Here is a 22,106-nt window from a genome sequence, read left to right as displayed (position 1 = left end):
CTTTATCAATCGTGGCTTAGCGGTTGATAAACGACTAAAAAAGCATCTGTGGGCAGACCCACTACGAAGGGTTGACCAGAACCATTCTGAATGTCGCGAGCCAATCTTTTGATTGGCAATTACGTCAGTGAATCGCACCAAATGACAGAGGGGTTATCAGGATGAATACTCGAACCACGACAGGACTCGTCACCATCGGCTGGTCCGTTACACTTTCACTTTTTACCGCATTCGCCGTGTATGCCAATACGTCGCCAAACTGTAGTGACGTATTAGCGGGCAACACAACCGCCGCATCGCAAAAAATGATGGTTTTATTGGGCGAAGACATCACCAAATCCAACCGTATAACTACGGTGATTCCAGCCGAAAACAATCCATTTGTGACCGAAGAACTGGTTTCGGTTTCTAACGACGTATCGCCAAACGGTCGTCTTTCACAAAAGAGTTTGGAAGAGATTCGGAAAGTCCGCTCAAATCTAGAGAAAGCAGCACAGGAAGTAAGCCGATTACAAGGCACTTTTGAAGTGGCTTTCATCAGTTTGATTGATGGTTACTGCCAATTTTCTAATCATAAACGTACTCAACATGCCAAAATCGACTTTGACCATTTGGAAGGCCTCACTTTGTATTCAATCCCCGCTTTAATAGCAATGGTCGATCAGTCGTACTCCATGGCAAAGAATCGAATCGCTAATGAGCAGAAACAGTTAAGCGACATTGAAAAAGAGAAACAGCGGCAGAAACAACAAGCAACCGCGGCAGCAGCTGCTCGTTACCAAGACGGTAACGTACTCGTAAGAGTCGAGAACTTTGATGGCGCTAATGTGACATTTTCCGTTACTAACATTGGATCACAAGGATCATTACAACCAAATTTCAACACGTTTAATGCCTATCGCACAGAAAGTGGAGAATTAATCTACAAGTCAGAATCTTTACTACACCTGGCGGATACTGCAGGTAACACACTTGAAACAATGGGTATCGCTGAGCTCTCATCACAAGGTGGAAGTGATATATCGATCTCTCCTGGAGAAACCCGAAAATTCGTTACTAGCATTGCTTCAGAAGTCGCGCCACATACACAGTTGAGCTTAGAGTTTCCAGCCAAAGTACTTAATACCGAGCGAGACTTTACGTTGTCGTTTTCTGATACATCAGCGGTGGCGACAGCAAACGTCAATTAACGCAAAGTCTCCAGTATTTGTAGAGCGCATCAAAGACAGGCGAGCAGCGCCTGTCTTTCAATTATGATCAAGCCAATAGCTACTGTTTGCACTTGTAAGCATTTGCAAACATCGTCACTGACGTAGAAAAGCTCAACGGTTGATATAAGTACAAGGTATCTGCGCCTAAATCCGCCGCCTTGATGCGCATTTGGTTTAGCGTCCCCCAAACCATGTCTTTATCGGCGTGAAGCCAATAGTCGTAAAAGTGTCCTTCTGAGCCGATCACGGTACCCATTAGTTCACAGTTTTCAATCGCATTCACATTGTCCCAAAGCACCTGTACTTGCTCAGATTCTTGAGTTGGGAACGTCACACATCCCGTTAATGATGCCGCTAACGCGAGAGTCATCACTCGCTTTTTCATACTTATATCGCCAAAAATTTTCATAGATGGCAGATTTTATGAATGGCTGATGTGATGACTAGCAAAAACTTTTTATCGCGTGTTCAAGCAAACTTAATGGACAACGGAAAAGACTCAAAAGGTGATCATGCAACTAGCGAGCAAAAACCTAATCACTCAAACCTAGCAATAAAGCTGTATCTGAGATACAACAGTAATGATTAAATAGCCGCGAGGGATAGAGTTTGGTTGCTAAAAATAAGCTAATTCGCTACACAGCTACGGAAGTCGCTGATGCATTTGACAAAGAAGATGAGCTCATTAAACAAGTTCAGTCCAACCAACTCTCGCAAGTGCTATTGCTTTGGCAAGTAAAAAGTCCAACGCTCGTGCTTCCCGCGGGTAAGAAATGGCCAGTGTCTAATGAGTTAGAACATGCGTTAAATACGTCTGGCTGGAAGCTCTTTTCTCGTAAAACCGGTGGTGCACCAGTCCCTCAGGTGCCAGGTATTATCAATCTATCCCACATTTACCACTGGCCAGAAGGCGAGCCTTACAACATCAAAAAAGCGTATTTCGATTTATGTGCGATATTAACGGTTTTCTTTAAACAGCTCGGCGTGAAAGTGGATGTTCATGCTACGCCTTATTCCTACTGCGATGGCGAGTACAACCTCAACATTGGCGGGCAAAAAGTCGTGGGAACCGCGCAGCGTGTTTTACTTAAAAAAGGCGGCGGACAAGTGGTATTGTCACAAGCATGCATTCTGATTGATGCCGACGTCGAGAAGATTGTCGAACCAGTACGAATGTGTAATCATTTTTGTGGTCATGACGATGATATTCGTGGTGATGTCCACACACCGCTCTTCCATCATATATCCGACCGTCCGTCGGTAGATTCACTCTTTCAGCAATTAACTAGCGCGTTTTTAATGCATGCAAAAGCGGAGTAAAAATCAGTGTAAACAAAAAGGGAGCAAAAGCTCCTTTTTTGCTTAACGATATTAAAAGCGAACTTCGACTTCTACGCCTTCAATCCAACGGCTTTTTTCTAGAGCTTCATCAAAACTCAGCGTCACCTTCAAATACGCAGGTTGACCTTCGAATGGGCTTTGCAGTTCAGAAGGCAATTTGTTCACAACCTCAACTGGCTTCGATACCGTCGCTCTAAACTTTCGACCATCAGGAAATACAACTTTCGCTTTAGTATCCATCTTACTGTATTGAAGATATTTAGGGTTTAAGAAAGCGGTTATCTCCGGCGTAACATTGCGAGCGATCGTAAGTAAGGGAGTATTTTCAGAGACATTTTGCCCTTCGTGTACATGAACATCGAGCACACGCCCTTTCATAGGAGAACGAAAAGTTAAATTTTCTTGTTGCGCGCGTTTGACTACCAATTCACGCATTAATGATCGATACTCTTGTGTCACTGGACCAGCCAACTCTAACTCTTCCAAGTTACGCATCGCATCCACATAAGCAATTTTCTGACTGCTTAACTGATTGCTCAGTGAGTTATTCACACTCACAATAGCCGCGTAATCCACCTCAGACACTTGCCCTTTCTTTCTGTAAACGTCGTATTTTTTCTGAATATCACGGACCTTCTTCAAGCCTTCGGCTGAGCTTTCAATAGCACTTTTGTATAGCTCATCAGTACTCTGAACCTGATTTTTTGACAATTTAATCAACTCTTCTTTTATAAAATCAATCTCCTTGTTCAACGCATTATCTTTTAACAACAGCAGCGCTTGATCCTGAGTCACTTCCGTACCGACATTCACAGGCACTGGCCCAACAATGGCAGAGCGAGTTGCCGTCACCGTAAGTGGATGTGACGTGATAATGGCGGGTGCCGTCACTAATACTTGCGTTCTAAACAAGTAATAAGCCATAAATAAAAGCGGACTGATTACAATCGCTAAAATCAAGTACCAACGGAGACGATAACCGCCACGCTTTGCCTGTCCGTAAACGACTTTCATCCCGTTCTCAGACTGCGGTTTATTTTTCTTATCTAAGTGAAAGTTAACTTTCATACTAAAACTTTTTACCTCGCTTCAATACCCACCAAGGTGCCATACTCGACTCTTCATGACTTCTCCTCACAACTTCATTAACCATTGAGAAAGCGGTAATCAAACGCATGAAAAACTGGTAGAAAGGGTAAAGAAATAACCATTTCGCTGACTTCAAATCCTCTTTTTTTCTCTCTGATACAAGCCCAATGTAGACAACAAAAATCAGAGCAGATAAGAAGAGGTAGACAAAATAGAGCATTAGCATCAACGCCAATACAAATTTAAGTGGATAGACAACCACCATGTACACGCTAAATATCACCACAAGCAGCGGCAATAAAACGTTTTGAATCACGCCATAAGCCAAAGTGAATAAGAAGTTTCCCCAACCAAGTAACCGTGGAGACAACCCTTCATTGTGTTTACGCAAAAACAAAAACAATAAATCGCCATCCCAACGCAACCGCTGCAATACCAAACCTTTCAACGTATCTGGTACATCAGTATGGCCGATGGAGTGCGTCGAAAAGGCCAATTTATTATCAGGGTAACGACGTTTGTATTGCTTCAAGCGCATGGTTAAGTCGAGATCTTCTGCGGTATGCGTATCCCAGCCCCCCACTTGCTTAAGCAGATTCTTCCGAAATGCTCCGAATGCGCCAGAAATGTTATTGAGAACACCCCACGTAGCCATCCCCGTTTTACCGGCTTGCATCGACAGCATGTACTCCAAGGATTGCATTTTGGTCAACAAGTTGGCGTTATGGTTGCGAACTCTTAACGCACCACCACTCGCAATCACATTTTTATCCGCGAACTGTTTCATCATGGTGAAGACCATGTCGTTATCGAATGACGTATCTCCATCCACGTTAATGACGATTTCACCACTAGCCATTGATAAGCCGGCATTCAGTGTTGAAACCCGGCCTCCTCGTTGCCATTTTGGCAACACGCGCACTTTACGATTACGAACGCCTGCATGCCTTTTCTCACCATTTAACGCGGCATGATAGGTATCTTGGTTTTGTACCGCCCCATCAACCACAGCAAGTACTTCAATATGACCTGGGTAAACTTGTTCAACTAACGTATCGATAGTGATCCCAATCGCATCACCTTCACCATAACAAGTAATAACGAAACTCACTGAAGGAAACCGCTTTAATTCTGGGTCTTCTTGCGCATATGACCAACGAAATATCCCTGTTAGCACCAGCAAATATAGAGGTAGCTCGATAATGATCATGACGGGAAACAGCAATAGCCATAACTCTTCGTTGTGAAGTAGCATACCTCGAAGATAGTCGAGCAGAACGAGACTATCTTGCAGCATAAATCTCACCCATCAGCGATTCCATCCAAGCAGAAACACTGTCTTCGATGATCGGATCGGGCAGGTCCCAAGCAAAGACATCCAACTCAAACTCTTCGTCTTCAACAAGCTCACCCAGATCCGATAATTTTTGCTGTAAAATGGACAGGCTCGCGTTGGTCGTATTTGGCATTAGGACAAGCAACACATCCTGTTTGTACTGACAACAGATATCGGTATCTCTAAACAAGCCGCTAAGACGACGCGTCAGTTGATCCATCAATGAGAACAATTTTGCATCGCCATATTGCTTACCGTATTCATCGATCGTCGGTAAATGCAGTCCAAGTAGAAGGTGCTGTTCTTTGTGTCTCAGAGCGACTTTATTTAACCATGCAAGCAAATTTTGGAAAAAGCTGACTTCCACTTTGCCTTTGATCGAGAGTTCAGGAGCTTGAATGGACTTACCGTGTTGGAAAATGTATTCACCCACTTCACCAAGTCGATATTGGTAAATTTTACGGACAACAAGCTCTTCAACCTTGATCTTTGAGTCACAACTTAAACATTGACTGATCGTCGCCGCTTCAACAAATAAACTGGAGCAACTATTACAAACGTGGTTTTCAAGCGGGCGATCATAATCAACGCCGATATGGCGCAGCTGAGTCAAACATTTGGGGCACTCGAGCTTTCCACGGCGCTGAAAGCTGTGTTGTTCACCAACATGGCCACAAGTGAAGCAGTGCAAAGAGCTTTGAGAGTCGATATCGATGCTGCTGCAATCCGGGCACACCTCTACATAATTCAAGTGCCCGCTATTACATTGAGAACAAACACGAATTCTGTCGATGAGTACTTCTGCTTCTAATACTCCGCGACCTTGCTCTGAGAGTACGTATCGATAAGTCGAATAAATATCAGGAAAGAACATATCGATAATTGGATACGAATAAACCGACATAGACTCTAAGCTTTTTAAAGCAGTCACTCTTCGCTGACGATTGAGCCCAAGCCAACCAATCAAAGGGTCTAACACTTCCGGTTCATCAATGGCACCGAGCTTATTTTGAATAGATCGCCAAATTTTTATTGATTCTCTAACTTCAAATACACCGTCGGTAACGCATCGAGAATAAGGGGTTTCCACGGAGACATAAACCGCCCAAGACCAACGTCCTTTCTCCTGATAAAACGCTTTCAGCGCGGTATCTATTTGGTGTGGATCTTGATAAGCAATACACACCATGCCACCGAGTCCCGTTGCCACCTCATCAATATGATTAACCAAAACCATATCTTCAGCTAACTCACTGACAGGCTGTTCACCAACCCAGTAGAAATTGTTATTTATTGACGACATTTTATTAGTTCTCACAACCACAAAATTAATTCATAACATCAGAAATATAGAACTTGCAGTAACAAGGCACTCTAGGTAGACAAACCTTGCCACCGTTAAATACAACAATAGAACAAATATTTAGAGAGCTTTAACTCAGGCAGTAAAAGCAGAAAGATCTCTGAATAAAGTGTGAAGGAGGCCGTGAGTAGAGAAATCGGATAGCAAAGCGCATAGTACAACCTTTTGTTAGCAAGCTGGGATAATAGTGCGATTTGATGCTGAATGAGATCCTTGCATTCACATCAAGCTCATTGTTTTATATCAGTCGATTCCTTTCTGCTCAGCATTTAACCATACCGTCATGTGTCAAATCTGGGACTTGGTAATACTTTACTAACTAATTTCCATTAAAATTGAGTGGCAAAACACTGAATAACATTCAATCATTCTGATTATTTATCAAACAAGTGTTTTTAAGCCGTTTGAGTGATTAATAATCACCATTTGTCTCGCTGTTTTTTCCGAAAGAACACGTAACACATTCAAACTACAGAATGAATCTACGTCACTTTTCTATGCTCTTTTTTGTTCAAAAAAGAAATGAGATCCAGTTCAAATATTTATCCATAACAGAATTAGTTGAAGCCTGCGCGTAAAAGCCTCAGAATGTCGCACTTTTCGCACCGATTTGTTTTCGGCGCGTTGTTATCTAACTCTACAATTGAGAATCATACATATGGGTTTTACCTCGTTAGGTCTATCTGCTCCAATCCTTAAAGCTATTCAAGAGAAAGGCTACGACACCCCTTCGCCAATTCAGGCAAAAGCAATTCCTGCTATTTTGGAAGGGAAAGACGTAATGGCAGCAGCGCAGACTGGTACAGGTAAAACTGCAGGCTTTACGCTACCGATTCTTGAGCGTTTATCGAACGGCCCTCGCGTTCGTGCTAACCAAGTTCGTGCACTTATCCTGACGCCAACGCGTGAACTTGCGGCTCAGGTGCAAGAAAACGTGTTTATGTACGGCCGTCATCTTCCACTAAGCAGTGCGGTTGTTTTTGGTGGTGTGAAGATCAACCCGCAAATGCTGCGTCTTCGCAAAGGTGCGGATGTGTTGGTAGCAACACCAGGCCGCCTGATGGATTTGTACAACCAAAATGCGGTCAAATTCGACCAACTGGAAGTGCTAGTACTGGATGAAGCAGACCGCATGCTGGATATGGGCTTTATCCGTGATATTCGCAAAATCCTAGCCCTGCTACCAAAACAGCGTCAGAATCTACTTTTCTCGGCGACTTTCTCGGATGAAATCCGCGATCTTGCGAAAGGCTTGGTGAACAACCCGGTTGAGATTTCCGTTAACCCGGCAAACTCGACGGCGAGAACGGTTGAGCAAAGCATCTACCCTGCAGACGTGAAGAAGAAAGCACCGATGTTGGTTAAATTGATCAAAGACGGCGATTGGAAGCAAGTGCTGGTGTTTACGAAAACGAAACACGGCGCAAACCGTCTAGCGAAGTTCCTGATCGAACAAAAACTACCGGCTGCAGCCATCCACGGCAACAAGAGCCAAGGCGCGCGTACCAAAGCACTGGCAGATTTTAAATCGGGTGAAATTCGTGTGTTAGTCGCGACGGACATTGCTGCACGCGGTATCGATATTCCTCAATTGCCGCAAGTGGTGAACTTTGAGCTACCTAAAGTGGCAGAAGACTACGTTCACCGTATTGGTCGTACTGGCCGTGCGGGCGAAGTAGGTAAAGCGATTTCACTAGTGTGCGCGCTAGAAGCATCTGAGTTGTTTGCGATTGAACGTTTGATTCAAGAAGTACTACCACGTAAAGAGTTGGAAGGTTTTGCGCCAACCAATGTGGTGCCAGAATCTAAACTGGATACTCGCCCAATCAAACCGAAAAAACCTAAGAAGCCGAAAAAACCAAAAGCGCCAAATGCTTCGGGTGAAAACGCTCCAGCAACCGAAAAGAAAGCAGGCAATGGTGCAAACAAACCTAAACGTCGCTTCAACGGCGGTAACAACGGCAACAAAAACAGCACCAACCAAGGCGGTGCGGGTAAGCCTAAAGGTAACCGTGAAGGCCAAGTTCGTGCACACAGCAAACCAGATGACCGTAAACCTAACGGCAACAAGCCAAATGGCAATAAACCGAATGGAAATAAACCAAACGGTAATAAGAGTGGCAACGCTGGTAAACCGTCTGGTAACCGCAAGCCAAACAATGCTAAGCCTGCAGGAAACAAACCATCAGGTCAACGCCGTAAGCCTCGTCCGCAGGCTGCAAACTAATCTGTAAACGGCCACCGATAGCAAATACAACAAAGCCGCTGATAATCTCAGCGGCTTTGTTTTTCTTAGAACACAGTTTTTTAGAACACAGCGTTGTTAAAACAGCCTACATTAAAGGTGTGATTCGAATATCAGCGATTTGCGCTTCGTTCTTTTCACCCTCAATACCACCAGCGTAGATGTAGGTTTCATTCGATGTGAGGTAACTCATATTGAAGTGGTCCTTCAGCGCGATCTGATAGGTTTTCCCCTGCTCCAACGCTACTTCAATTGGCGTTGAGTAACGCATACCTTGATTTTCACCAATATGGCCCATCTGCAAGTAACCTTGGCCAACCACCTTACCTGCATCATCCAATACCTCTAACAATTTCACGGTGTTCGTGATACCAGTATTAAGTTGTCCTAGGTTATTGTTGTACCAAGCATCGAACTGGTAAGTGCCCGTTACAGGCGCTGTAAACGACTCTGCACCTTTTACGATGCCACTGTCTTTGCTCACCGTAACCACCGATACATTGTCTTTGAGTGGCTGATATTCGCCATCAAGTTTGATGCGGATCTCTTCACCGACACAAACTGGTTGGCTCGGATTAGAGCGGAAACCTTTATCGTTAATGCTTTCAGCCAAATAACACGCAAAACCTGTTGGCGTATCGGAATAAGATTGGGCAACCACGTTCTTTTGAATCAGCTCGCCATTGCGATACAAGTTCACGTTGTACTTGCTCGTCACGTCAATCGAAACCGAATTATCAACGCTTTTTACCTCCAATGTTGGCTCTTGTGGAGAATAAACGCGACTGTCTTCACTCACATACGGTTTCACCCCAGAAACTAAAGTAATGCTGCTATCTACATTCACAAGCTCGCCCAGTGTCACGTGGAAATGCCCCTCTTCGTCCATCGTGACATTTTCAACTGGGTAGTAGCCTGTTTCATCTTTGCTTACTTCAGGCAAGTCAATCGTTACCGAGTAGTTCTTTCCTTTGAAGGCAAAGTTTTCCAACGTGATTTGTTCAGACTGAGCCAACAAATTATTGCGCACCCAACTCGTGATAAATGGCTTCACTTCCAACTTACCTGTTTCGGTATGGATGCCGAATAGCGTCTCTACCACCATGTTCAAGTAGCCACCCACAGACCAAAGCTGACGCTGAGAGTTAATAACTGGGCCATCCATGCTTGGATCTTCACCATGATCACTATGGATGATGAATGACTTACCAGAAAGCCACTCTAAGTTTTCCATGTTGGATAAATTAGTTGCCGTGCCACGAACCAACGATTGAATCGCATTGTTCGCCGCAGCCACGTTCTGTGTTTGATGCGCGGCGCGCAAGCTGTACGCGGTAACAAATGGCCAAATTGCGCGGTTATGGTACACAGGCACATCCGGTTGTTGAGGGAAGTAAACCGGCACGCCAAACTCACTGTGTGGGTAATTGGCCATGATTTGTTTCGCCTGCGCATCACTTGCCACGCCACTGATGATCGCCAACGCTTCGCCCAACATATCGTATTTGTCGACCGCAATGTCTTTGCCATTGTCAAACAAATAGCTTACGTACATACCGCGTTCGGCATTCCAAAACTGCTCGTTGATAGCGGTTTTTAACTGCTCAGCCCAATCGGTGTATTTGACCGCGCTGGTTGAGTCGTACTTCTCTGCCAACTTAGCCGCGAGATGAATCGCGCGGTAGTGAACCACGTTTGTCGATAACGCTTTGCTGCTCCCAATCGTATTGACATCGTTTGGCGTCCACGTTGAATACGTTTGCTCACGCCAATCGAGGAATGATTGTTCGCCAGTGTATAAACCGGATTTCGCATCAAAAGCCGCCAGGCGATCGGCTTCAAGTGTATTACTGATAGCTTTATATGCGCGCTCAGCAAATTGGTTGTACTCTTCCCCATCTAATGCCGAAAGTAAGCGTTCAGCACCAAGCGCCCAAGTCGTGCGATCGGTACTGATTGGCCAACTGCCGCCAGTGCCCGTGTCTTGCACAATCTGCTCGCCATCGTATTGCTGATCGGTCGTGTCGCGGAAAGCAGACAATTTGAAATTCAAACCATTTTGCACCCGAGTTGGATTCATCAATGCAAGCGAAAGGTCTGCTGCGTACGCCAAATCACGCGTCCATACGTAATGCCACTTCGCGCCCGTCTCAAAAACTTCCGCTTTGATTGGGTTGTTGTAGTTGTAATTGCCGTCTTTGATTTCAGAAACGGCAAGCTGGTCTAGCTCTTTCATCGTCAATGCAAACAACGCGTCAAACGCGACATCACCCGACACCACTCGCGGCCCTGTTTGCTCATTAATCACTAAGCCTTGGTCGAGCGCATCACGCAATTCTGTCGTCGTTGAAATACCAAATTCACGCAGTTCAGCTTTAGGATCTTTCACCGAGAAAATCACGGTATCACTCGAGTCATCGTAATTGGCGAACAGTTTCACTTCTTTGCTCTGATGCCCTTCATGCACCATTGCAGGGTCGAGAATCGCATCAGAGTAGTATTTTTCCGCTTCTTCTTGCGTTGCTTTCGTCACAGTCATTGTCGCGCGACTTTCATCGGCAAAGCTCACAGAAAACTTGTAATACCCTTTGTCTTCAAACGTGATCTCAGAGTTGCAATCATCGTTCATACACGCTTCATTCGTGTCTGGTTTTGGCAGGTACTCTTGAGCTTTATCGAACGCCGCGGGCTCCTCAAAATAGGTGTATTGGGTCTGCCAACCCGGATCAGCAATCTTGAACTGATTGCTACCTCGAGCGACGCGCAGTACGGTTTCGTACTCGTTATTACCCAAATAGTTTAGCTTGGCATGCTCTGCCGTGCCCCAATCCCCATTTAAACCACGTAAATATAAGTCGGCTGAAATAATTGGTTTGTCGACCGGCACAGGCGCATCAGAGGAATCTGACCCACATCCAGCAAGACCAATACAAGACGCGACAGCAAGCGCAATAAAACTCGGTTTCATGTTCATCCCTTAGATTGTTGTTTTGGCGACAGTCTAAAGAACACCCTTTTGAGGGGAAAATAGGAAGTCAGGAGCGAGCTATAGATAACGTCTATACGTCAAACCCCAACAGTGATGTAGATCTATGAAATGCGCATAATTTCAATCAAATGAGATTACAGATTTGTGATTTATAAATGAAATTGTGCAAAATACCCCTCGTTCTTAAAGGGGAAAGAAAATGGACAAATCTCTGCAGCAATTTTTACTGGTTGCACGCTGCCAAAGCATCAGCGCTGCGGCAAGAATGGCAGGGTTAAGCCAGCCAACGGTAACAAGCAATTTAAAGAAGCTGGAAGAGAATCTCGGCGTGACGCTGTTTGAACGTCATCCTAATGGCATGGTGTTGACCGAATACGGACGCATCCTCTATCGCCATAGCAACGCGATGCAGCATGAATACAACCAAATGATGCAAAGCATTGATGAACGGAAACAGTACCAAGTCGGAAAAATTAAAATGGGTACTGGCGATGCGTGGTGGCCGCTGTTCGTCAAACAAGCACTCAATGAACATCTGACCAAGCAGCCATCGGCATCTACGCACGTCGAATTTGGCAACCACTTAGGCTTGATGGATTCATTAATCAACGAACAGATTGAATTCTTCATCGGCCACGAGATTGACGGCTTGTCGTCTAAATGCGACGTTACGTTTATTCCGCTATTTCAAACGGGTGATGCCTATTTTGTTTCCCCAAACCATCCACTGCTAGGGAAAACCGTCACCGAAGAGATGCTGCACGAATACCCTGCTCTTTCGGTCACTTATGACGCAAAGAAATTCGCTCACGTCATCGACAACCCAATCCCGAAACAAAATGAACGCGAAAGGCAGCAACTGGATGACAGACCGACTTACGAAGTGGATTCTCTGCTCGCCAGTATTGATGTACTGAAAGAAAGCGTCGCGGTGATGTCTTATACCGGCCACCTCAAACCGTATTTGGAATCCTTTGGCTTACGATGCTTAACCATGGAAAACGAACCAAACCCTGGCACCGTCGGGATTTATCGCCACCGCCGAGAAACCTCGGAATCGCATCTAGATCTGATTGCTGGTATCACTGAGCGCGCTAAATTGCTCAATTAGAAAGTCCAAAAAAAGGCGAACTCTTTTCGGTTGATATTGGCGGCTTTGATAAATGACATGCAGATCCGCTTCAGCGCCTTGCGAAAGGGCGCTGAAGTTTTTCATATACCTATCCAAAACCGTTACTAAACGTTGTTGTTCTAGGTCTTGCTGAATATCTAAAATCGATTTTAACGCAATCCCCGCACCGTCCAACGCCCATTGTCGAATCACTTCACCATCATCAGAAAATCGCTTTGGCGTGACCGTGATCGATTGGTGAGACTCTTCATCTTTAAAGTGCCACGTTTTTAATTCTTCATTGCTGCGCACCATGGCTAAGCAGCGATGGTCCGCGAGATCTTGTGGACAGTTTGGGACACCTTGCTTCGCCAAATAATCAGGTGACGCGCACAGCACGCGTTGACTCGACGCCAGCCTGCGCGAAATGAGATTACTGTCCGCTAACTCACCGTAACGAATCACTAAATCGAGCCCCGATTCAGCCAAGTTCGATAAATTGTCATTAAGGTAAAGATAAGGCGTCACATCCGGATATTGCTCAGAAAAAGCCGACACCATCGGCGAAATAATTTGTTTGCCAATATCTCGTGGAGCTGAAATTTTCAACGTTCCGCGCACTTCCGAAATACCCGTTTGCAGCAAGTTTTCCGTCTCTTTCACGCTATCAATGATGTTCAGACAAGCTTGATGGTACATTGCCCCTGCGTCCGTAAGTGATACGTGGCGTGTGCTTCGGTTGAGCAGCTTTACGCCATAGCGTTCTTCTATCGCTTGCAGCCTTGCCGTTACCGTCGCCGGAGACAAACCCAACTCCCTTCCCGCCGCTGCCAGACCTTGATGTTTAACGATGCTGACAAACAACGTCATATCCGAAAACTTATCCACCTTCGCGCCCTTATTATTTGGAAAAACTGAATAATCAATTCAGATATAACCCAATTATCAAATTAAGTCGAATCCATATACTGACCCTATCAACATTGTTTAGACCCAGAACGTTATGTGACAGGGCAAAGTTAAACGCCGTAACGCTGTTCAACGCACAACAACACGCCCTGCCCAGCCAGAGATAGGAAACAAAAAATGAAACTGTACATTTATGAACATTGCCCCTTTAGCGCCCGCGTCCGTTTTGTTGCAGGCATACTGAATATTCAGCTCGACGTCATCAACATTGCTTATGACGACGAGAGCACCACCACAAACATCATCGGCGCAAAACAAGTTCCTCTTTTGATCAAAGACGATGGTGAAGCGATGGCGGAAAGCTTAGACATCATCAACTACTTCCTTGAATTGGCATCTTCCAATGAAAGCAGCCAACCCTCAGCACCGGTTTTAGACTGGCAAAAACAAGCGTTTTTACCGCTACAAAAAGTCGGGTATCCGCGTTGGTCAAACATGACGTTACCGGAATTTGCAACAGAAAGCGCTAAACAAGCATGGCGTGCAAAAAAAGAAACCGAAGCGTTAAATTTTGAAGCCTTGATTAACGATACACCAGCGATTGCGAAAGAAGTCGCCGCTTTGATAGAACAAACTAAACCCTTGCTCAACCTAAGTTCAGAAAAGCAAACGTCACTGGTTGATGAAGCCATTATGTTTTCCATTCTACGCGGTTTTTTCAGTGCGCCCGAAGTGCAATGGGATCCAGCCGTACTTCACTGGATGGCAACCGCTCGTAAAGCGACCAACGTGCCAGTACTTATCTAAGGAGCGCATCATGAAACAAAGACCAAATAAGCTGTTTGAACCAGCTCAACTGAAAGCGTTGTCACTACAAAACCGTATTGTCATGGCACCAATGACTCGCGCACGCACCACTCAGCCGGGCAACATCCCGAATGAGATGATGGCAACGTATTATCAACAGCGCGCTTCTGCCGGGCTGATCATTTCCGAAGCCACGCAAATTTCGGACGATTCTCAAGGCTATTCGTTCACCCCTGGCGTTTACACCAATGCGCAAGTGGCGGGCTGGCAAGGTGTGACCCAAGCGGTCAAATCACAAGGCGCAGCGATGTTTTGTCAGCTATGGCATGTGGGCAGAGTGTCTCACCCAACATTCCAAAATGGTGAACAGCCTATCGCGCCATCTGCGCTCGCTCCGGTAGAGACGCAAGTTTGGATTGCAGATGAACAAGGCAACGGCAATATGGTCGATTGTGTTGAGCCTCGCGCCATGACACAAGCAGATATCAACCGAGTTGTCGGTGATTTCGCGAACGCAGCCAAACGCGCCATTGAATCGGGTTTTGATGGTGTAGAAATCCACGGCGGGAATGGGTATCTGATCGATCAGTTCTTAAGAACCAACTCAAACCATCGAACAGACAACTACGGCGGTTCACGAGAAAATCGTATCCGTTTTCTTATCGAAGTAGTGGAGGCAGTTATCGCCGCTGTTGGTGCGCATCGAGTTGGAGTGAGATTGGCACCATTTATTACGTTTAAAGATATGGACTGCCCAGATATCGTGCCAACAATCTTGGAAGCATCAAAACAACTGCAGGATCGTGACATCGCCTACTTGCACTTGTCCGAGGCTGATTGGGCCGATGCACCAACGATTCCAGAGACGTTCCGAATCGAACTTAGAAAGCGCTTTCGCAACGCTATCATTGTCGCAGGTCGCTACGATCCTCAACGAGCAAACGAAGTATTAGAGAAAGGCTACGCGGATCTTGTCGCATTCGGACGGCCATTCGTAGCAAACCCAGACTTAGTCTCTCGCTTGCAACATCACCATCCGTTGGCAGAACTCGATGGCTCAACGTTGTTTGGCGGAAACGAACGAGGCTACACCGATTACCCTGCTCTGCAACAGGAATGCGCAGAACAGGCCTAACAAAAAAGCCCCAACCTAGCAGCTACGGTTGGGGCTGTCACCAAACTAAAATTGGTTTTAGCTAGCTTAATCTGGCTAAGAGTTAAATCACTTCTAACGCGCCGCAGCGCCAAGGTTCGATAACGACTTTGATGTGGTCATTTGGCGTCATTAACTGTCTAAACGCGTCTTCGACACCGTCGATTCCCACTTTGGCGGTGAGCATTTTCTGCCAAGGCAACTTGTGTTCGGCAATCGCTTGTAGGCATTGCTCAAACTCGTGCGGTTGGTAGTAGTAAGAGAATCTCAAGTCGAGCTCTTTTACCGTCGCGTACGCGTAGTTAATGATTGCGGGTGTCGTATGGATACCCGAGATGACGATTCGCGCTCGGGCAGGGGCGCGGCGCATAAAATCGTCAATCAAGGTATGCTTGCCCACACACTCATAAATGACCAGACGTGAATTCATCGCGTACTGCTCACCAACGGCGATCTCGTCTTCCTTGGTCGGGTTGATCAATCGATTTGCGCCAAACTCACTAGCAAGTAGCAACTTCTCTTCCTGAAGATCAACCGCAAGAATGTTACTCACGCCACGTTGTTTCAGTGCAGCAATCACCGCCAGCCCTATAGGGCCGCAACCGACAATCAGCGCTGTTTCTTCCGTCTCGATTTCACTGCGATTGACCGCGTGCAAACCGACCGCCAGTGGTTCAGTCAGTGCCGCCGCCTCAGATGGCATTTCGTCTGGGACAGGCAGCAATAACGCTTCATCAAGCAGGAAGTACTCAGAGTAAGCACCATAAGTACCCGGAGTAACACCAACGCCTGCGCCATTTTGACTGAGCAACATCGGCACAGAGGTGACTCGGCTACCAACGGACAACGTTTGCTGCGTATCGGCACCGTATTCGATAATTTCCGCGCAGAACTCATGCCCCAACATCACTTGAGCGTGCTCACCGGCTTCATCAGGCATCAACCCGAGCTGGTGGAATACATCAAATACCTCATCCGCGTGTCGAGTAATGTGAAGGTCGGAGCCACAAATGCCACAGGCAAGGCTGCGAACCAACACTTGTCCCGCTGCAGGTTTGGGGATTTCGACTTGCTGCAGGCGGACACTACCATCCTGCATTATGATACTGTTCATCTGTTGCATGGGGTTACTCCGCTAGCTCATCGCTTAGGCCAGCAATCGCACCCGGTTTGATGTAGCGCGCGGTGAAGCCTTGTGCTTTCGCTGTTGCAATAACAACTTGCTCAATCCAACCTGCATCCATGATGTTGATGAAGTTACCCTCGTCGTCAAAGTTAATGTTCGCACCTTGGATCACCATAAAGCCATCTGCACCACCCGACTCTTCTGGACAGTGAAAGGTATGAATCGAACCGCCCGGCTCATATAAGTAGCTACCAGCGGTTTGGACTTGATCTGGGTACTCAATGTAGTGCCAAGCGCCACTCAGCGTATAGAAATGCACCACGCCAGTGTGGAAGTGCTTAGGCAGAGTGATACCCGGTTTGAATTTGGCACGAATCACCCAAGTACCATTTTCTGGGTCAAGAAACAATGGGTAAACATCCACACCCGGTAACGCGTCTTTGATGAGCGACTCCTCATTGGTATTAAGAGTTAATAAGAAATCTTGGTGCTGAATAACTTCTGGTAATGACATAACTTACATCCTCGCTATTGCTGTAATGTGGCGTACTCGCCTATCCCATAAGTGGGTACTTAAAATTCTCGAAACCGTCAGATGCGCAGATGGTACAACCGTTGATACAGTTGGCTTTCTCGCTGACCAGAAACGCCACCACATCAGCAATCTCTTCTGGTTGTGTGAAGTTTTGACGCATCTGTTCTTTGCGGATGTGGTCCCACAGGCCAATCTCTTCGTATTGCCTTAACATCGGAGTATCAACGCGTCCCGGAGCGACAGCGCAAACACGAATACCCAATGGTGCGAGTTCTAATGCGGCGCATTTGGTCATCATATCGACTGCGGCTTTACTGACGTTGTAGGTAAAGGTCATCTCAGACGCCATTCGTGCGTAAACAGAAGAAGTATTGAGGATCACGCCCGGCGTGCCTTGCGCTTGGAATTGTCTTCCAGAGGCAAGAATGCCGTAGTAAACGCCATTTTGGTTGACCTTAGAGATCGGCTCAAAATCGGCAATTGGGTCGTGGTCAAGCAGAGGTTTCGGTGCACCGATGCCCGCGTTGTTAACCATGATGTCAAGCGAGCCAAACTGTTCAACCGCGTACTTCACCATAGCTTCAACTTGTTGGTAATCGGTGACGTCCGCGACAAAGGTTCCCAACTGCTTTGGGTCAAAACTTGTGTACATTTGCAGTGATTGTTCTGAAATATCGACAGCAAGCACTTTGGCTCCTTGCTCTCTCAGCTTTGCAATGATGGCTTGGCCAATTCCACCAGCTGCCCCAGTCACAATGGCCGTTTTATTAATAAGTTCCATACACCTTCTCATCCATGCGTTGTTGTTATCAAAATGTAACCTAGATCAACTCACTGACACTCACTTGACCTTTTGCGAAGTAAATTTGATACATTGCGGTTTACAACCTGTTAACATTTAAAAATCGAGACATGCATATCGTACGAAGTGGCGCTGCCGATAAATTTGATAGCTTGGTTTCCGAATTAGGGCAGAATCCGGTTGAGATTATGGCTGCCGTCGGGCTGTCTGCGGCGCAATTTCGCGATCCCGATACCTATCTCGCTTATCCAAGGTTGGCTGAATTGCTGGAGGAAGCGGCTGCTCGTTGTCAGCAACCGCTGTTTGGCGTGTTGCTCGCCGAGCGTCAAAACCTACAGAGCTTGGGAGACTTGCCAATGCTGGTTTCCCGGGCGCAAACGGTCGGTGAAGCCTTGGCGCGGGTGAATGATTTTCTCTATCTGCATTCGTCAGGGGTCACTCTCAACATGACGCCACAAGATGATTGGGTACGGTTGTCGCTCAATATTGATGTGCACAGCGAACGAGGTATCGCACAGCTGATGCAGCTCAGTGTGTCGCATCTGGCGATGTTTATTGCCAGTCTGCTTGATATTGAAGCAAGTCACTTCTCTTTACACCTCACCCAACACGCGAGCTTCGAGACAGAACAGAGCGAATTTGCCCAGCAGAGCAAACTGCGTTTCGGCGATAAGTTTGACGGTATCCTACTTAAAGCGACTCTGCTTAACGCTAGGAACCACCAAGATGAAGACGCACTAGAGCGCCATTTTCAACAGCACCTCAAAGAGCTGCAAACCCGTTACCCCAACAATCTCAGTGACCAAGCAGCAAACATGATTGGCCGTCTGCTCTCAACCGGAGAATGCAGCGTTGAGCGCGTTGCAAGAGCATTGGACCTGCATCCGAGAATGCTGCAAAACAAGCTGAAACAACAGGGCACAAATTATCGGCAGCTTTTACAACAAGTGCGTCAGGATTTCGCCGAACAGCGATTGCATGAGAATATCCAGAGTATTACCGATATCGCGTTGCAACTGGGCTATGCAGAAACTGCGGTCTTCAGCCGCCACTTTCGCCGTTGGACGGGGAAATCGCCGAGACAATGGCGACAAGAAAAAACTCAGTTACAAACGTTTAAGCCCATCAGATAAAAGCATAAATAACCTATCGCTCAGACCAAAAAGTGTGAGGTGGGAGGGTTGGTATCGAGAATTTCAGCAATCACAGATAACCCGTGTTTGATGTAGCCTCGGTTTGTTTCTGCTCCCAAGCTGATTCGCACGTAAGGCATTGGCTGATTTGTATCGAGAACAAACGGTTTATATCCCGTGATCTGCACCCCTGAACGCTTTGCCGAAGCAACCAGGTCATCGCTATTCCACTGCTCGGGTAGTCTCAACCAAATGTGCTGTCCATTCGGGTGCGAGCTATAAACATGCCCTTCTAAAGCGGCTTTTGCTATTCGCTGTCGCTTAGCAAACTCATTGACTTGAAAGCGAATAAGTCGATTTAACGTACCGTTCTCGATCCACAAATGAGCGACTTCAAATGGTAATGGAGTCGCGGACCAACTCGTTGCCGCTAAACGACCAATCGCGTGCTGCAAAAAATGACGTGGGACCGTCAGATAGCCAGTGCGCATGCCTGGCGCTACAACTTTGGTTAAACTGGTGACATAGAAAGCTTGTTCGGGTAACAATGTGGCAAGGGGTGGGACACGGTTAGGTTCTAGTGCTCCATACACGTCATCTTCAATGACATAGATGTCGTATTGCTGCGCAATATTCGCTATCGCCTCTCGGCGTTCAACATCCATATGCGCACTAGTCGGGTTAGCCATGCTCGGTGTGCAACACAATACCTTGATTGGTTTGTGTTTACATGCCCATTCAAATGCATCCGGCGTTATACCAAACTCATCCATTTCAAGTGGTTGCAACTTAAATCCAAGCATTCTCGAGCGAGAGATCAAGCCATGATCAACCAAGTGACCACAAGCAACTAAATCACCGTGTTCAACGACTGTGCTTAAAGCCAACGTTAAACCATGGCATGCACCATTTGTGAGTAATATTTGATCGGCACCCACATCCAGCCCCTGGCTACTTAGAAATCGTACTCCTGACTCAATATGATGAGGCTGACCTGTTACCGGCTTTGCTTTACTGATCAAACCACGATTGCTTGTTTGCCCAGCAATCTCCATTAACGCCTGATTAAAAAGCGTAATGTGGCGATCGGTCACCACTGGATGTGCAATCGACATATCAATTTCATCCGGCGTTTCTTTCATCTCTTGTGTCAGCATGAACTCCGTGTCCGTACTTTCATCCACAAAACCTGATTTGACAAAAGTACCATTCCCAACCCAAGACTCGATCGCCCCTTTTTTCTCTGCATAACCATATGCATGGCTCACCGTTTGTACGCTGACGCCAATTTGCTCTGCAAACTCACGATGTGTGGGTAATCGAGTTCCCGGTTTTAGATAACCACTGCGGACACATTCGACAAGATAGTTACCAATGGAGATGTATTTAGCGGTGCCTGGCCGAATGATCGGGTTCAAAGAAATTGTCATGACACAATATTTTAATTGATTCATTTTTAACGCTCATTGTAACTTCCATTTAACAAATGGCGAACTTTAACTCACAAAACGAGGTGAAATGCACAAAAATAAACCACAATTGTAATGATTGACATGAAATGTATGGGTTAAACAAACATGTTAAACAGCATCGTTCAATCCAAATACAACCCCAGAGGTAAATTGCAATCATTTTTAACGCAGATCTGGCTAGCTGGTAGAAGGTAGAAATACCTCAGCGTCTCCGAAGGCCCATAAGGCGTCGGATTTCTAACAAGGAGAAAATATGAGAGGCGTTGCTTTGCATTTTACACTGGATGAGTTCCAGGATCGGTTAACGAAAGTTCGGCAATCGATGGAAGAAAGAGAATTGGATGTCCTTATCATTCATGACCCTTCTAACATGGCGTGGCTGACAGGCTATGATGGGTGGTCTTTTTACGTGCCACAATGTGTCGTTGTTGGTCCATCTGATGAGCCAGTTTGGTTTGGACGCTGCCAAGATGCCAACGGAGCATACAGGACTGCGTATATGTCGGCAGAAAACATCACCTACTATCCAGACCATTATGTAATGAATCCGCCGCTACACCCGATGGATTTCCTGGTCGAAGCCGTACTGGCTCCGCGCCTTTGGGATCGTGGTCGTATCGGTGTAGAAAAAGATAACTATTACTTTAGCGCCACCGCTTACGAATCACTCACTACGCACCTACCGAATGCTCAACTTCTCGATGCAACCGGACTAGTCAACTGGTGCCGCGCCGTTAAATCCGATCAAGAACTGGCGTACATGTACCGTGCCGCTCGCATTGTTGAAAATATGCACCGCGTCGCGTTCGACATGATTGAACCAGGATTACCGAAACACCACCTTGTTGCCGAGATTAACCGTCAAGCCGTGCTCGGGCATGAAGACCACTTTGGCGATTACACCGCGATTGTGCCGCTTTTGCCATCAGGTTCTGATGCTTCCGCACCTCACCTGACTTGGGATGACAGACCCTTCAAGAAAGGCGAAGGGACGTTTTTTGAAATCGCAGGGGCGCACCGCCGTTACCATTGCCCACTCTCACGCACTATTTTTCTTGGCGAGCCTGACGACAAGTTTAAACGAGCCGACGAAGCCCTGACTCTAGGACTTGAAGCGGGCTTGAAAGTGGCAAAGCCCGGAAGTACCTGCGCCGACATCGCCAATGCACTAAACCAGGTTCTCGATAAAGCGGGATTCTCACGCGAAGGTGCCCGTTGTGGCTACCCAATAGGTTTGAGCTACCCACCAGATTGGGGGGAACGAACCATGAGTTTGCGAGACACCGATAAAACCATCTTGAGAGAAGGCATGACATTCCATTTTATGCCGGGGCTGTGGTTCAAAGATTGGGGGTTAGAAACAACGGAAAGTATCGTCATTACCCATGATGGAGCAAAAACGCTGTGTGACTTTCCACGCCACTTATTTGTTAAACACTAATTTTTCAAACCTTAAGCTCTGTTGAGCCAGGTCTGAGAACTAA

General features: G+C 46.4%; 18 protein-coding genes. 8 read left to right on the top strand and 10 right to left on the bottom strand.

What is annotated here, in order from left to right; translation table 11 throughout:
- The first annotated feature begins 161 nt into the window (after nt 1–161).
- A complete protein-coding gene (locus L3V37_RS03760) occupies nt 162–1,190 on the top strand; it encodes a hypothetical protein (protein ID WP_053304579.1) in 1,029 nt (342 codons plus the stop codon).
- A gap of 79 nt (nt 1,191–1,269) precedes the next feature.
- Here the strand turns inward: L3V37_RS03760 and L3V37_RS03755 are convergent, their stop codons facing one another.
- Entirely contained in the window at nt 1,270–1,596 is a 327-nt protein-coding gene (locus tag L3V37_RS03755) for a DUF4156 domain-containing protein (RefSeq protein WP_025767966.1), read from the bottom strand.
- A 224-nt stretch (nt 1,597–1,820) separates the two neighbouring features.
- On the opposite strand from L3V37_RS03755, the gene L3V37_RS03750 reads away from it, so the two are divergent.
- Nucleotides 1,821–2,531, top strand: a complete 711-nt coding sequence (locus L3V37_RS03750) for a lipoate--protein ligase (protein ID WP_140080235.1) — start codon at nt 1,821–1,823, stop codon at nt 2,529–2,531.
- A 51-nt stretch (nt 2,532–2,582) separates the two neighbouring features.
- Here the strand turns inward: L3V37_RS03750 and L3V37_RS03745 are convergent, their stop codons facing one another.
- Genes L3V37_RS03745 through L3V37_RS03735 form a run of 3 tightly spaced genes read right to left on the bottom strand, consistent with a single transcriptional unit; the run spans nt 2,583 to nt 6,280 of the window.
- Nucleotides 2,583–3,620 carry an HlyD family secretion protein gene (locus L3V37_RS03745; RefSeq protein ID WP_053349300.1) on the bottom strand — a complete coding sequence of 346 codons (1,038 nt, stop codon included), beginning with the start codon at nt 3,618–3,620 and terminating at the stop codon, nt 2,583–2,585.
- 1 nt (nt 3,621) lies between these two features.
- The gene (locus tag L3V37_RS03740) at nt 3,622–4,938 is read right to left on the bottom strand and encodes a glycosyltransferase (protein WP_165401714.1); all 1,317 of its coding nucleotides are present in this window, start codon (nt 4,936–4,938) and stop codon (nt 3,622–3,624) included.
- The gene (locus L3V37_RS03735; protein ID WP_237305862.1) at nt 4,925–6,280 is read right to left on the bottom strand and encodes a diguanylate cyclase; all 1,356 of its coding nucleotides are present in this window, start codon (nt 6,278–6,280) and stop codon (nt 4,925–4,927) included. Before L3V37_RS03735 ends, L3V37_RS03740 begins: the two co-directional genes overlap by 14 nt.
- A 718-nt stretch (nt 6,281–6,998) precedes the next feature.
- On the opposite strand from L3V37_RS03735, the gene L3V37_RS03730 reads away from it, so the two are divergent.
- Entirely contained in the window at nt 6,999–8,567 is a 1,569-nt protein-coding gene (locus L3V37_RS03730; protein ID WP_237305861.1) for a DEAD/DEAH box helicase, read from the top strand.
- Nucleotides 8,568–8,673: 106 nt separating this feature from the next.
- Here the strand turns inward: L3V37_RS03730 and L3V37_RS03725 are convergent, their stop codons facing one another.
- Nucleotides 8,674–11,553 carry an amylo-alpha-1,6-glucosidase gene (locus L3V37_RS03725; RefSeq protein WP_237305860.1) on the bottom strand — a complete coding sequence of 960 codons (2,880 nt, stop codon included), beginning with the start codon at nt 11,551–11,553 and terminating at the stop codon, nt 8,674–8,676.
- A gap of 220 nt (nt 11,554–11,773) precedes the next feature.
- Between L3V37_RS03725 and L3V37_RS03720 the strand changes: the two genes are divergently transcribed.
- A complete protein-coding gene (locus L3V37_RS03720) occupies nt 11,774–12,685 on the top strand; it encodes a LysR family transcriptional regulator (RefSeq protein WP_237305859.1) in 912 nt (303 codons plus the stop codon).
- Here the strand turns inward: L3V37_RS03720 and L3V37_RS03715 are convergent.
- On the bottom strand, nt 12,638–13,573 hold the full coding sequence (locus L3V37_RS03715; protein WP_237305858.1) for a LysR family transcriptional regulator: 936 nt from the start codon (nt 13,571–13,573) through the stop codon (nt 12,638–12,640). The genes L3V37_RS03720 and L3V37_RS03715 overlap by 48 nt on opposite strands.
- Nucleotides 13,574–13,771: 198 nt before the next feature.
- Here L3V37_RS03715 and grxB point away from each other — a divergent pair, with 198 nt between their 5' ends.
- Complete coding sequence (gene grxB, locus L3V37_RS03710; RefSeq protein WP_136976623.1) at nt 13,772–14,401, top strand: glutaredoxin 2; 630 nt, start codon at nt 13,772–13,774, stop codon at nt 14,399–14,401.
- A gap of 10 nt (nt 14,402–14,411) precedes the next feature.
- Nucleotides 14,412–15,536 (top strand): alkene reductase, encoded by a 1,125-nt coding sequence (locus L3V37_RS03705; protein WP_237305857.1) that lies wholly within the window; start codon nt 14,412–14,414, stop codon nt 15,534–15,536.
- An 82-nt stretch (nt 15,537–15,618) separates the two neighbouring features.
- Here L3V37_RS03705 and L3V37_RS03700 read toward each other — a convergent pair whose 3' ends face one another.
- From L3V37_RS03700 to L3V37_RS03690, 3 genes are read right to left on the bottom strand one after another with little or no spacing between them, the layout of a single operon-like run.
- Nucleotides 15,619–16,677 carry a zinc-binding dehydrogenase gene (locus tag L3V37_RS03700; protein ID WP_237305856.1) on the bottom strand — a complete coding sequence of 353 codons (1,059 nt, stop codon included), beginning with the start codon at nt 16,675–16,677 and terminating at the stop codon, nt 15,619–15,621.
- 4 nt (nt 16,678–16,681) lie between these two features.
- Nucleotides 16,682–17,194 carry a 2,4'-dihydroxyacetophenone dioxygenase family protein gene (locus tag L3V37_RS03695; protein ID WP_237305855.1) on the bottom strand — a complete coding sequence of 171 codons (513 nt, stop codon included), beginning with the start codon at nt 17,192–17,194 and terminating at the stop codon, nt 16,682–16,684.
- A gap of 40 nt (nt 17,195–17,234) precedes the next feature.
- Nucleotides 17,235–17,996: an SDR family NAD(P)-dependent oxidoreductase gene (locus L3V37_RS03690; RefSeq protein WP_115386514.1), complete on the bottom strand. Its 762-nt coding sequence runs from the start codon at nt 17,994–17,996 to the stop codon at nt 17,235–17,237.
- 131 nt (nt 17,997–18,127) lie between these two features.
- Here L3V37_RS03690 and L3V37_RS03685 point away from each other — a divergent pair, with 131 nt between their 5' ends.
- On the top strand, nt 18,128–19,150 hold the full coding sequence (locus tag L3V37_RS03685; RefSeq protein WP_237305854.1) for an AraC family transcriptional regulator: 1,023 nt from the start codon (nt 18,128–18,130) through the stop codon (nt 19,148–19,150).
- A gap of 20 nt (nt 19,151–19,170) precedes the next feature.
- Here L3V37_RS03685 and L3V37_RS03680 read toward each other — a convergent pair whose 3' ends face one another.
- Nucleotides 19,171–20,604, bottom strand: a complete 1,434-nt coding sequence (locus L3V37_RS03680) for a PLP-dependent aminotransferase family protein (protein ID WP_115386512.1) — start codon at nt 20,602–20,604, stop codon at nt 19,171–19,173.
- A gap of 271 nt (nt 20,605–20,875) precedes the next feature.
- Here L3V37_RS03680 and doeA point away from each other — a divergent pair, with 271 nt between their 5' ends.
- Nucleotides 20,876–22,063 carry an ectoine hydrolase DoeA gene (gene doeA, locus L3V37_RS03675; RefSeq protein ID WP_237305853.1) on the top strand — a complete coding sequence of 396 codons (1,188 nt, stop codon included), beginning with the start codon at nt 20,876–20,878 and terminating at the stop codon, nt 22,061–22,063.
- Nucleotides 22,064–22,106: the final 43 nt, after the last annotated feature.

The organism is Vibrio sp. D54 (assembly GCF_021728075.1).
Taxonomy (GTDB): Bacteria; Pseudomonadota; Gammaproteobacteria; order Enterobacterales; family Vibrionaceae; genus Vibrio; species Vibrio alginolyticus.
Note: the sequence above shows the minus strand (reverse complement) of the source record. Positions and strands in the feature narration are given on the sequence as shown.